Origin of the sequence: Polymorphospora sp. A560 (assembly GCF_045781765.1) — a bacterium.
GTDB classification, from domain to species: Bacteria; Actinomycetota; Actinomycetes; order Mycobacteriales; family Micromonosporaceae; genus Polymorphospora; species Polymorphospora lycopeni.
Map to the genome: position 1 here is coordinate 3,679,930 of NZ_CP122282.1, position 11,972 is coordinate 3,691,901.

At 70.0% G+C, this 11,972-nt stretch carries 10 protein-coding genes and 1 pseudogene; 5 read left to right on the forward strand and 6 right to left on the reverse strand.

What is annotated here, in order from left to right; genetic code table 11:
- Positions 1 to 650 precede the first annotated feature (650 nt).
- On the forward strand, positions 651 to 2,468 hold the full coding sequence (locus QCD66_RS16560) for a BTAD domain-containing putative transcriptional regulator (protein WP_375736104.1): 1,818 nt from the start codon (positions 651 to 653) through the stop codon (positions 2,466 to 2,468).
- A 112-nt stretch (positions 2,469 to 2,580) separates the two neighbouring features.
- Here the strand turns inward: QCD66_RS16560 and QCD66_RS16565 are convergent.
- From QCD66_RS16565 to QCD66_RS16590, 6 genes and pseudogenes are all read right to left on the reverse strand, one after another.
- Positions 2,581 to 3,186: pseudogene (locus QCD66_RS16565) on the reverse strand (alpha/beta hydrolase); the annotation flags it as partial.
- Entirely contained in the window at positions 3,144 to 3,866 is a 723-nt protein-coding gene (locus QCD66_RS16570; protein WP_375736118.1) for an NB-ARC domain-containing protein, read from the reverse strand. The pseudogene QCD66_RS16565 and the gene QCD66_RS16570, both read right to left, overlap by 43 nt.
- A gap of 130 nt (positions 3,867 to 3,996) precedes the next feature.
- A complete protein-coding gene (locus QCD66_RS16575; RefSeq protein WP_375736105.1) occupies positions 3,997 to 4,383 on the reverse strand; it encodes a hypothetical protein in 387 nt (128 codons plus the stop codon).
- Between the two features lie 27 nt (positions 4,384 to 4,410).
- Positions 4,411 to 4,620: a transposase gene (locus QCD66_RS16580; RefSeq protein WP_375736106.1), complete on the reverse strand. Its 210-nt coding sequence runs from the start codon at positions 4,618 to 4,620 to the stop codon at positions 4,411 to 4,413.
- 57 nt (positions 4,621 to 4,677) lie between these two features.
- The gene (locus QCD66_RS16585; RefSeq protein ID WP_375736107.1) at positions 4,678 to 6,006 is read right to left on the reverse strand and encodes a helix-turn-helix domain-containing protein; all 1,329 of its coding nucleotides are present in this window, start codon (positions 6,004 to 6,006) and stop codon (positions 4,678 to 4,680) included.
- Positions 6,003 to 7,412 carry a helix-turn-helix domain-containing protein gene (locus tag QCD66_RS16590; RefSeq protein WP_375736108.1) on the reverse strand — a complete coding sequence of 470 codons (1,410 nt, stop codon included), beginning with the start codon at positions 7,410 to 7,412 and terminating at the stop codon, positions 6,003 to 6,005. The genes QCD66_RS16585 and QCD66_RS16590 overlap by 4 nt, the downstream gene beginning before the upstream one ends.
- Positions 7,413 to 7,648: 236 nt before the next feature.
- On the opposite strand from QCD66_RS16590, the gene QCD66_RS16595 reads away from it, so the two are divergent.
- From QCD66_RS16595 to QCD66_RS16610, 4 genes are all read left to right on the forward strand, one after another.
- On the forward strand, positions 7,649 to 8,992 hold the full coding sequence (locus tag QCD66_RS16595) for a carbohydrate-binding protein (protein WP_364219397.1): 1,344 nt from the start codon (positions 7,649 to 7,651) through the stop codon (positions 8,990 to 8,992).
- A 314-nt stretch (positions 8,993 to 9,306) separates the two neighbouring features.
- Complete coding sequence (locus QCD66_RS16600) at positions 9,307 to 10,188, forward strand: PhzF family phenazine biosynthesis protein (RefSeq protein ID WP_375736109.1); 882 nt, start codon at positions 9,307 to 9,309, stop codon at positions 10,186 to 10,188.
- A gap of 204 nt (positions 10,189 to 10,392) precedes the next feature.
- Positions 10,393 to 10,974, forward strand: a complete 582-nt coding sequence (locus QCD66_RS16605) for a carboxymuconolactone decarboxylase family protein (protein ID WP_364219403.1) — start codon at positions 10,393 to 10,395, stop codon at positions 10,972 to 10,974.
- Positions 10,932 to 11,843 (forward strand): RNA polymerase sigma-70 factor, encoded by a 912-nt coding sequence (locus tag QCD66_RS16610; RefSeq protein WP_375736110.1) that lies wholly within the window; start codon positions 10,932 to 10,934, stop codon positions 11,841 to 11,843. The genes QCD66_RS16605 and QCD66_RS16610 overlap by 43 nt, the downstream gene beginning before the upstream one ends.
- Positions 11,844 to 11,972 lie beyond the last annotated feature (129 nt).

An 11,972-nucleotide genomic window follows, 5' to 3' on the forward strand; every position in this document is an offset into this window, starting at 1 on the left:
GAAGGTTCCGGGTGCCATACGGACTCGCCGGCCACCGCCGCCGACTGGCCGAGGCGGGCCTGCCCGGGATGATCCAGGCGTCCGCTAGCAACTGGATAGCGGAACGCTAGCCACGCAGGTGAAAGCCGACATCTGCCGCCGTGTCGGTGGTTCGGCGCCGATTGGCGGGGCAAGAGGGGGACTATGAGGTAGCCGGCTAGCGGAGCGATGAGCAGAGCCGCCCGCCTGCCTCGGCTATAAGGAGACCGTCAGAGCTGTTATGGTCTTTTATTTGACCTAATCCCTAATGCAGTATTTATCCGATCTTGTCGCCTTGCTGATTTTTCTCCTCTCGCCGTCTGACGCCTGGCCGGGGTCAACGGCCGCAGGCGGCGTCGGTGAACTCGATCTGATAGCTACCAATCTATGTGGAGACGTGGCATAGTAATACTTGTGATATGACCACTGGGTGACCGAATCTCGGAATCGTCCCAGCTCAACGCCTATTTCTGTCATTGCTCGATTAGTCAACTGTCGGGCGCAGGTTTGACACAGATCTGCCCGATCATAGAAAGATCTCGCTGATTTCGTTGGTGGCGCTTAGTCTGGCGATGGTGGCCGCATGACGAACCACCCAGTCCATGCCACACGAGAGGGGTGATGGCCGCATATTGGACTTCGCGATTCTGGGGCCGTTGCTGGTTCGCGCAAATGGCCACGCCATACCAATTACCGCCCCGCGGCAACGGGCACTTTTGGCGGCCCTTTTGCTGCAGGCGAATCAGGTGGTGTCAGTCGAGCGGCTGATCGATCAGCTTTGGGGAAATGCCCCACCGGCTTCGGCTCGGGTCACATTGCACAATCATGTGCGCCGACTCCGCCGGGTGTTGCGCGACTGTCCTGCCGAGACACGGTCGCAGCTACCCGCCGTACAGGCGCAGCCGATCGTCACACAGACGCCGGGGTACGTGCTGCAGACCGAGCCCGAGGCGCTCGACCTCAGCCGCTTCGAGACGCTACTAGCCACTGCGCGTAGCCGCGCATCCGAGGAACCCGAACAGGCTCTCGACCTGTTCGATCAAGCGATCGCGCTGTGGCGTGGCGCGCCGCTGGCGGACGTACAGGCGCCCGGCCTGCGGGAGATCGTGCCTGCGCTGGAGGAACAGCGGCTCTCGGCTATCGAGGAGCGCATCCAGGTCCGGCTCGACATCGGCAGATACGCCGCGGCCATCAGTGAGCTGCGGCTCCTGGTGTCCGAACACCCCTGGCGTGAGCGGTTGCGGGGCCAGCTCATGCATGCCCTTCACGCGGCCGGTCGCATCGTCGAGGCGCAGGCGGCGTATCAGGACTTCCGCCAGCGGGTCGCGGCGGACCTCGGTATCGAACCCAGCGCAAATCTCCAGCAGCTGCACGGTCGGATCTTGACCGGCGAACCACCGGACGGCCCGCGACGTGGCGACCGCAACCGGGCGGTGGCCCGGTTGCGCCGCCTGCCGATACCGGCAGAGCTGCCAATGGACAGCGCGGCCTTCACCGGGCGGGCCGAGCAGGCCCGGCTGCTCGCCGCCGAATTGGGTCGGACCCACGCGCAGCACGTCGGGCTAACGGCCGTCCACGGACCAGCCGGCACGGGCAAATCGACGCTCGCCGTGCACGTGGCGCACGAACTCGCCACCCTCTTCCCCGACGGTCAGCTCTACGTCGACCTGCGCGGTACGGAGGCGAATCACGCGCCACAGCGACCGCTCGATGTGCTCAACCGGTGGATCGGCGCGCTCGATCCGCGCCCATCGAGAATGTTCGCCGACCGGTACGAGGCCGCCGCCTACTTCCGGTCGCTCGTGGCCGGACGCCGGCTGCTGGTGGTGCTGGACAACGCGAACGACGTCGACCAGGTCCGCCCACTCATCCCGGCCCGTTCGCCTACAGCCGTTGTGATCACCAGCCGCCAATCGATGTGCACCCTGGACACCGTACGGATGCGGCTCGACCGGCTCGACGAGGGCGAGGCCATTGAGCTGCTGATCCGGCTCGTCGGCAAGGAGCGTGCCGTAGGCGCGCCGAGCACCGCCGGGCGGATCGTCGCCTGCTGCGGCTACCTGCCGCTTGCCATCCGGGCGGCCGCCGCCCGCTTGGCCGCACGGCCGGACGAGTCGCTTGACGACCTGGCCGAGCAGCTTGCCGACGAACGGCACCGGCTGGACGTCCTCCATCAGGACGACCTCGACCTACGTAGCCGTCTGCGGGCGAGCTACGAACAGCTGCGGAAACAGCCGGGCGGCCAGGCAGCCGCCCGGCTGTTTCGGCTGCTGGGCGCGGTAGGACCGGCGGCGTTCGATCTGCCCGATGTCGCGGAGTTGGCCGGGGTGCCGGTTGCCCAGGCGGCGCGTCTGCTCGGGTTGCTCCGCGACGCCGAACTCGTGCAGCGCCGGCCCGACGGCCGGTGCTGCCTGCCAGTGTTGGTGCGCCTGTTCGCCCGAGATCTCTGACTAGCCCTCGGCGAACGAGAAGAAGCAGTCAGCGTGACTCTGATGCCAGCTCAGCTCACGGCAGCGACCGCATCGCGCAGCGCACGATGAAGGTGAATACCGACGTCGTCGCTCACCTCTTGGGCGACGCAAACAGCCAGCGCAGTGCGTCCGGGAGAAGGACGCCAGCGTGGTTGGGGCTGTGGCCTCCGTCGCCGAGGACAAGCCGGAAGTCGTAGCCGGCTTCGGCCAGAGCAGCGGCGACGCGCAGGTTGCTGGCGAGCCAGTTCCGTTCGGGCTCGTTCCAATGCAGGTCTCGGTGGCCAGCCTGCATGAAGATTCGCAGCGGCTTGCGGGGGATGCTGGGGATCAAGTCCGGGTAGGGGGTGCCGGCGGGCATCTGCACGAAGCTGGACAAGAAGCAGATGGCTCGCCGGAACTTGTCCGGGCGTTGCCACGCGGCGGTGAAGGCGCCGTTCCCGCCGCTGCTGCCACCACAGATCCCCCATCGGTCGGGGTCGTCAGTGATCGAATAGCGCTGCGTGACCTGCGGGATGATCTCGGTCAGCAGGAAGGTGACCAGGCGGTCGTCGAAAGCGTCGTACTCGATGTTGCGGTTCTTCGGATTCTGCGTGTCCGCGAGGACACCGGGGTCGACGAACAGGCCGACGGTGACCGGGATGTCGCCGCTGTGGATCAGATTGTCCAGCACGACCGCGCCGCGGACCTCGCCAGCCGGCGGCGGGCCAGCCGTTTCCGGTATGCGGCGCAGGTCAGATCCTGGTCCAGGATGTAGGTGGCGGCCTGCGCCAGCGCCAGCGGCAGATACCCGAGATCAGCGGCCAGCTGGTCGGTCTCGTCCAGCCGGTCCGCCGCACCGTCGAGCTTCCCGGCCAGGTAGGCCGCCGCCTCGCCGGGGGTGAACAGGTCCACGTCGATCAGGGTGCGTCCCTGTTGGAGTGCGGCGTCCCGGCGGCGGGTGGTGACCACCGTGCGGCCGGTGGTCGTGGTCGGTGGCCACAGGCCGCGCAGGTCGGCCGGGTCGGCGAGGTCGTCCAGGACGATCAGCCACCGCCGGTCGGTGCCGGCCAGCCAGGCCAACAGTCGGGCAGCGGCCTGGTCGGGGTCGCTGTCCTCGACGCCGGTGACGTCGGCGGCGGCCTGGGCGTAGCCGGTCAACACGCTGGAGCGGGAGGTGGCGGCGACCCACACCAGCAGGTCGATCCGACGATCCCGCCACAGCTGATCGGCGACGTTCGCCGCGAGCTGGGTCTTGCCGACCCCGCCGAGCCCGGCCAGGACCTCACACCCCGCCACGGTCCCACCGGCGCCTGCCGCCGCAAGCGCCTCGTCGGCCGGACGGCGCTGGCGGCGGTCCGCCAGGGCCGGCACCACGCCTATCCGGCAGGGCCAGGACATCTGGCGGCGGCTGTAGAAGTGGTTGTGCTGGGTGTTGCCCCCACCCACCTGCAGCCCTCGGACGTGCGAGGCGTCGACCCGGTCACCGGCGCGGCTGTCACCCTCGGTGTTCACCAGCCCGTCTCAGGGGTCAGATGAAGGTGTTGGTCTGGGTGTTGTGGTCACCGACCTGGACACCTCTGGCCTGACTCGCATCGACCTCGTACCTACCGGCCCTCGCCCCGTCCGGGTCCGCCAGTTCCAGCAGGCGTCGCGCCGCGGCGAGGATCCGCTCGTCGGTGTCCGCGCCGCTGTCGGCCAGATCGTCACCCAGGACCGCCCGCCAGCGGCCCGGCTCGACCTCGCGCGCCTCCAGAGCCTCCTGCGCCTGCGGACGCCCGGCGAGGCGACCCCGCAACAGGTTCTTCAACCCGCCGTACGTGTCAGCGATCACCGTCCTGGCAACGTCCGTGGAACCTGCCGTGGCACCTGCCACGAGGGCAGCGATGATCACCTCAACACCAGTCACCATGATCACCTTCCGTGGAGAGAGACGACAATTCTGTCACCAGTGGACAACCCGCTGACGCCCGCGCCGCCCAGGGGACATCCGGCCGCCGTCACGTTCCTGCCGTAGCCGAGCAACCCAGTTACGTAGGGTCTCGTGGTTGACGCCGAACTCCCGGCCGACGTCACGGATCGTGGGGCCGGAATCGAGCACCAACGCCGCGACCTGGCGGCGGAACTCCTCGGGGTACCTGCTCTGTCGAGCCACAGCGGCTTGCGCCTCCTCGGCAGGATGCCAAGTCAGGAGATGTCCGGTCCCGGGCGGTTACCTCGCCGAGGTGGTGGTGCCCGTGCCGGTCTCCACGGCGAGTTGCTCGACCCTGGCCAGCGCGGTGCGAAGTATGTCGAGGGTCTCGTCCGCCCGACCGCGTTTCTCGAGCAGGTTGGCTAGAAGCAGGGTGGTGGCGGCGAGTTCGTGTCGTGGCCCGGTCCGGTGGTAGCGGGCCACCGCGGCCCGTAGGTGACGGTGCGCGCTGTCGGCGTCGCCGGCGTCGGCGGCGAGCATTCCGAGTACCCGGGCGGCGCGGGCTACCCGTGGGCCGTCACCGCCCGCCGTGAGTGCCGCGTTGAGTAGCGGCGTCGCCTGGTCCGGCCGGCCCACCGCCCGGTACGCCTCGGCCAGCTCCACGCCGGTGTCCAGTGCCAGTTCGGTGGCGGCGGCCGAAGTCAGGATGTCGTGTGCGATGGTGAGGTCGGCGACCCCGCCCACCGGGTCGCCGGCTGTCCATCGACCCCGGCCCCGGGCTCGGTGACAGAAGGCCAGCTCGACCCGGAGCAGTGCCTGGCGGATCGCCTGTCGGGCCTGTTCGGCGGCGATGGCGGCGGCGGTGAGTTGGCCGTCGTCCAGCAGTGTGCGAGCTACGGTCAGGTGCAGTGCGGTGACATGGTCGGGATCGGGTGACCCGGCGAGCGACAGCGCCGCCTCGGCGGCGCTCGCGGCGGCGTCCTCGTCGCCGAGTTCGCCGTGACAGACCGCGAGTTCGGTGTGCAGGACGAGCAGTGCGATCGGATCCGGCAGTCCGGCCCGAACCAGGTCGTCCCGAGTGTTGGCAAGTAGGTACGCGGCATACCGGTGTTCGCCTCGTTGCCGCAGCGTGGCGGCCCGCCCGGCGGTGGCGTCGGCGCGTAGCCACGGCGGGGAACCCTCTGGTGGTTCGGCCCGTTCGAAGTGGCGTTCGGCGGTCTGTGGATCCCCTTGGAGCAGTGCGAGGCGGCCCAGCCCGAGCCAGCCACGTGCGACCTGTCCTGGATCGTCGGCGCCGGTCGCCGCTAGCCGGTAGACGTGTTCCGCGCCGGCCGGATCGTGTGCGGCCGTGCGGTCCGCCTCGGTCAGTGCCAGGTCCGCCCGTACGGCCTCGGCGGGAGAGCGTCCCGTGGCCAGTTCGGTGGCCGGTACGCCGAGCCGGTCGGCGAAATGGGTGAGTGCGTCACCGGAGGGCATCCGCCGACCGCTCTCCACGGACGAGACGTAGGCCGCGGTGTAGCGCGGTTCGGCCAGCTCCCGTTGGGTGAGGCCGCGCGTGGTGCGTAACGCGTGCAGCCGCAGGCCGAGCGTGGCCGGGTCCCGGTCCGGCACGGCGATCTCCGTACTCACCGCAGCCGCTCCGCGGCGCGTAGTCCCCGTTGGAACGCTTCGCGGGCCTCCTGGAGCCGACCCCACTCCAGCAGGAGTTCGCCGAGTTGCCGGCAGCAGGACACCACGTCTGCCATCAGATCAGCCTGCTCGTAGCGGTCTGCGGCCCGTCGCAGCAGCCGCTCGGCGTTGTCCCGCTCGCCCCGGACAGCGGCCACCCGACCGAGTAACCGGTCGGCCTCGGCCATTCCCTCCGCGTGACCGTTGGCCAGGCTGGTCGCGGCGGCGACGGTCGCGAGTTCGTACGCCTCGTCGAGGCTGCCCACCTGGCGCAGCGCCTCGGCCAGTTCCAGTGTGGCGCCGGCCTGGTCCTGCACGGCACCGACATCACCGAGGATGTCGCGGGCCTTGTGCAGTTCGGCCACCGCCTCGTCCGGCCGCCCGGCGCGGCGCAGTACGTAGCCCCGGGCCCAGTGACACAGCGCCAGCTCCCGGGTGAGGCCGAGTTCGACGTAGCGGCGGCCGGCCTCGGTCAGGTACCGCTCGACCTCATCGAGTTCGTCGCCGCTGCGGCGCAGTTGCCCGGCAACCGCGTAGAACTGGGCCACCCACTCCTGGTTGCCCACCCGGGACAGCAGCGGCAGCGCCTGCCGCTCCAACCGGCGGGCACGGTCGCGCCAGTCAAGCTCGAGGAAGGTGTACATCAGGGCATTGGTCAACCGTAGTTCGGCGTCGGGATCGGCGGCCGGGCTGTCGCGCAGCGTCCGTAGTGCCCCCTCCAGCAACGCGACGGCCCGGGTGGCGGCACCACCGATCAACAGGCAGTACGCCTGCCGGCCCACCACCGCGGCACGCAGTGCCGTGGCCCCGTCGGGCAGCTCCGTGGCGAGCTGTTCGTAATGGTGGGCGGCGGTGGCGGTCTCGCCCCGGTGCAACTGGATCTCGGCGGTGTAGTAGCCGACCCACCCGGCCAGTTCGACCAGACCGTAGCGTTCGGCCTGATCGCGGACCCGGAGCAAGGTGGCAGCCGCGCTGTCCAGTTCCCCCCGGGACAGCGCCCGTCGGCTTTCGTTCAACTCGCCGACGAGTGCGACGGCGACACCGGGCGGCCGGCCGTAGCGCAGGTCGTCGGGATCTGTGTCGAGCCGGGCGGCGATGTGGCGCAGTACCTCGTCGGTGGGGATGCGTACCCCCGCCTCCAGTGCCGCGAGGTAGGCGCGGCTGTAACGCGGTTCGGCCAGCTGCTGCTGGGTGAGCCCGAGCGCCCGGCGCAGCCGCCGGATCCGGGCGCCGAAACTCTCCGGAGGAGCCTCGAGATCGTCGCCGCTGCGGGGGCCTCCGTCCGGCGCCGTGCTCGTGGCGCCGGATCCCGGCGCGGGGGTGGCACGCGAGCGCGCGATGGCTCCTCTGTCGACTTCCGTCGCCATGCCACCTCCTTGCCCGACACCTTAGCCGGACGGCCGGTTTGGGCGCAGGTGCCGGCCGTCCGAGCCCCGCTGCCCCTTCCCGAACCCTCAGGTGATTGACGCCGGGCTATTGACGCATCGGTAAGGTTCCCTTACTGTTCCCGCCACAAGCAACATAACACTAGTTAAGTCCCGAGTAGCAGGCGCCGTGGTTCCGCTTCCGCGACGTCAGCGAACCCACATCCGAGGAGCTCACAATGGCCCGACGAAAGGTCGCCCTGGCGGCCGGCATCGGGGCCGCGATGATCGCGGTCCTGGGAATCACCGTGCACGCCAACGCAGGCACCGCACCCCAGTTGCGCCCCGTCGACGGCGCGGTACCCGCACCCGCAGGCGTCGCCCCGGAGATGTTCGCCGCACTCCAGCGCGACCTGCGACTCACGCCGGCACAGGCCCGCGACCGGCTCACCACAGACGAAAAGGCCAGCCGAGTCCAGGAGGTGCTGCGCACCAGCCTGGGCAACCGCTACGGCGGCACCTGGATCTCCCCTGACGGGAAAACGGTGACGGTCGGCGTCACCGATGAGGCCGATGCCGCTACCGTCCGCGCTCTCGGCGCCGTGCCCACCCGGGTACTCCGCAGCGAAGCGCAACTCGACGCACACGTGGCCCGGCTCGACGCGCACAGCGCCAAGGCGCCGTCCACCGTCAAGGTCTGGTACGCGGACACGACCGAAAACACCGTCGTGGTGCTCACGCACGCTGCCGGCCTGAAGGCCGCACGGGCATTCGCGCTCGCCGCCGGAGTCGACCCGGCGGCCGTACGGGTCGAGGTGACCACCGAGGACCCCAGGACCTACATCGACGTGATCGGCGGCAACGCGTACTACATGAGCGGAGGCGGCCGCTGCTCGATCGGGTTCTCGGTCAACGGCGGCTTCGTCACCGCCGGACACTGTGGCCGGACCGGGACCCGCACCACCCAGCCGTCGGGCACCTACCGAGGCTCCACCTTCCCGGGCCGTGACTACGCCTGGGTGCAGGTCGACGCGGGCAACACCCCGCGCGGCCTGGTGAACAACTACGCCGGCGGCACCGTCGCCGTGGCCGGCTCCACCGAGGCCGCGGTCGGCGCCGCCGTCTGCCGTTCGGGTTCGACCACCGGGTGGCGCTGCGGCACCATCCAGCAGAAGAACACCTCGGTGACCTACCCGGAGGGCACCGTCTCCGGCGTGACCCGCTCCAACGCATGCGCCGAGCCGGGTGACTCCGGTGGCTCCTGGCTCTCCGGCAACCAGGCCCAAGGGGTTACCTCCGGCGGATCGGGCAACTGCCGCACCGGAGGGACGATGTACTTCCAGCCGGTCAACCCGATCCTCGCCGCCTACGGGCTGACCCTGATCACCTCAGGCTCCAACCCGCCGACGACCCCGCCGCCGACCTCCAACCCGCCGGGCGGGACCACGTGGCAAGCCGGAAGCGTCTACGCCACCGGCACCACCGTCACCTACGGAGGAGTCAGCTACCGCTGCCTGCAGGGGCACACCGCCCTTGTCGGCTGGGAACCGCCGAACGTACCGGCCCTCTGGCAGCGTCTGTAGACCGAATCGCCTCCCGGGAGCACGGGTCCGACCACGACCAGGTGGCCGGACCCGTCGCCGAGTGTTGAGCTGCCCGAAGCGCCGCCCATCTGCGGCGCTCGCCGACGCGGCCCGCTGAAACGGGTGTCGCGGCCTCAGTCACGAACCGTCGACCGTCAACAGGGGCGACCTCTCGGATCCCCTCGGCGGACCGTTGCTGAAATGGAGCAGCCCGAAGGAGCGGCACCAGCCGGTAGGGTCCTGTCCATGCTGTCCGCCGAGACACCGGCCAGTCCCTGATGGGCGGGAATGGGCTGGAGACCGACGATCGCAGGGTGTCGGTCACCATCGTCAGTGCCTGCCTGCGGCACGGACGCGGCGGCAGCCCGACCGCGGTCGTGGACGAGGCGCCGCTCAGTGACGCGCAGCGTCGCCTCGTACCGGTTCTCGCGGGAACCTCACATGCCGTGTTCATGTCGGTGGGCGATGACGGGCGGGGACAGCCACTGGTCTCCCTGCGGTTCTTCACCACCGGCGGAGAACTGCCGGCCTGTGGCCACGGCACGGTCGCCGCGCTGGCCGCACTCACCGAGCGCGCGGCCAGCACAGGCGGCACGGAGTACCACGCCACCCTCCGCACGGCGGGAGGACGCACTTTCCACGGCAGCGGAATCCGCAGGGACGACGGCGTCCACGCGCGGTTCGATCCCGGACCCATCGAGCTGCACGAGCCGTTGCCGGACGAACGCGAACCCGTACTCGCGGCACTGGGGGTAACCGCACGAGCCCTGGCACCCGGCGCCTGCACCGCCACCCTCGGGCGACGGCGCCTACTCGTCCCCGTCACCTCCATCGCCGCGCTGACCGCGCTTGCCCCGGACTTCGGTCGACTCCGAGACGCCTGCGACCGCTTCGGCCTGCTCGGCTGCTACGTGCATACCGCACCCACGCCAGCCGGCCGCCTCGCCGCGCGCATGTTCGCCCCATCCATCGGCGTACCAGAGGACATCGCCAACGCCAACAGCACCGCCTGCCTCGCCGCCCACCTGGCCAGACAGGGCATCACCGACATCGCGGCGGACATGGGGGACACGGTCGGCAGCCCCGCGACCATCACCGCCACCTCCCAACCCGGCCAGTCGGGGCCACGCATCCACGTCGGCGGCGTCGCCAGGATCACCGACACCCACCGGCTCGAACCAGGTCGCGTTTCGTAACGCGCGGAGCCACTGGTTGACATGCCGTCAGATGTTCGTTTGTTCCGGTTCCAGGCCAGTTGATGCCTGATTGGTGTTCGCGAGTTCCGGGGCACCACCCTCACAGCGGGGATCCATCGGTCCACCACGACGACGTAGCGGCGTGTTGTCACAGGGCGCCGCCGGCCGGCGTCTTCATGTCACACCGGCGACAAGGAGACGACGATGACCAGTACAACCCGCGTTCCCCGTACGAAGATCACCGGCCTCTACGGCGCCCTGCTGAAGGTGGCGATGCGCAAGATGGTCGGCGGCGTGCCGGAAGGCGCCGAGGTGATGTGGCACCACCCGCGCGTCTTCAAGGACATGATGAGGTTCGGTGGCCGTACCGAGAAGTGGGACCGGATGGACCGTGGCCTGGCATCGTTGGCGACCATGGCCGCGGCAGCCGAGGTGGGCTGCAGCTTCTGCCTGGACCTCCACTACTTCATGGCCCACAACAAGGGACTGGACGAGGCGAAGGCGCGCGAGGTTCCGAGGTGGCGGGAGTCCTCGATCTTCACGCCGGTCGAGCGCCGGGTGATGGAGTACGCCGAGGCGATGTGCCAGACCCCGGTGGCGGTCACCGACGACATGACCGCCGCGCTGCTCGAGGACCTGGGCGCTGCCGGGGTGCTGGAACTGACGGCCCGGGTGGGCGTCATGAATCTCACCGCCCGCGCCAACGTCGCCCTCGGCGTCCGTTCGCAGGAGTATGCCGCGACATGCGGCCTGCGGCCCCTGGCCAACAGGGTCGCACACACGTGAGCGGCGACCCGTTCCTCCGGCACCGGAGCCTGCTGTTCACCGTGGCCTACGAGATGCTCGGGTCGGCCGCCGACGCCGAGGACGTCGTGCAGGAGGCCTGGCTCAAGTGGGACGGCGTCGACCAGGCCGAGGTGCGCGACCCGCGGGCCTACCTGGTCCGGGTCGTCACGCGCAAGGCGCTCGACCGGTTACGGACCCTGGTCCGGCGGCGCGAGGAGTACGTCGGTCCGTGGCTGCCGGAGCCCCTGCTGACCAGCCCCGACGTCGCCGACGACGTCGAGCTGGCCGACAGCCTGTCGACGGCGATGCTGCTGGTGCTCGAGACGCTCACCCCGACCGAGCGCGCGGTCTTCGTGCTGCGCGAGGTCTTCGATCTCGGATACGACGAACTGGCGGAGGCCGTGGGCAAGACGCCCGCCGCGGTGCGACAGATCGCGCACCGGGCCCGGACCCACGTCGCCGAGCGACGTCCCCGCGGCGCGGCCTCCCCGGCCGAGGCCCGGGGCGCGCTCGAGGCGTTCCAGCGGGCGATCGAGACCGGCGATCTCCAGGGTCTCGTCGACCTGCTGGCGCCCGACGTGGTCGCACTGGGTGACGGCGGCGGCGTGAAACAGGCGATGCCGCGCCCGGTCATGGGCGCCGACAAGGTGGCTCGCCTGATCACGGCCGGTCTGGCAACCGTCGTCGACCGGTTGTCGGCGGAGTTGGTCCAGGTCAACGGCTGGCCGGCGCTGCTGCTCCGGCTGGACGGGGAGATCGACAGCGTCATGTCGGTGCGGGTCGTGGAAGGACCGGTCACCGGTATGTACACCGTCCGCAACCCCGAGAAGCTCTCGCGGATCCTGCAGGAGGTGTCGCTCAGCCGTTGAACCCGGTCCGTCGAACTCGGCCAGGCCCGGGTGCGGTCCCGAGACGACGCGCTTGCCGAGAACCGTGTCCGCGCAGCACAAGCAGCGTGCCGGTACTCGTGCAGAATGCCCTCGGGGCGGCCGCGTCGT

What these genes read in the sequence shown, in the direction of transcription:
- QCD66_RS16590 (WP_375736108.1), bottom strand. Translation starts at nt 7,412, where the DNA reads ATGGCGACGGAAGTCGACAGAGGAGCCATCGCGCGCTCGCGTGCCACC.
- QCD66_RS16570 (WP_375736118.1), bottom strand. Translation starts at nt 3,866, where the DNA reads ATGTCCTGGCCCTGCCGGATAGGCGTGGTGCCGGCCCTGGCGGACCGC.
- QCD66_RS16605 (WP_364219403.1), top strand. Translation starts at nt 10,393, where the DNA reads ATGACCAGTACAACCCGCGTTCCCCGTACGAAGATCACCGGCCTCTAC.
- QCD66_RS16595 (WP_364219397.1), top strand. Translation starts at nt 7,649, where the DNA reads ATGGCCCGACGAAAGGTCGCCCTGGCGGCCGGCATCGGGGCCGCGATG.
- QCD66_RS16610 (WP_375736110.1), top strand. Translation starts at nt 10,932, where the DNA reads ATGCGGCCTGCGGCCCCTGGCCAACAGGGTCGCACACACGTGAGCGGC.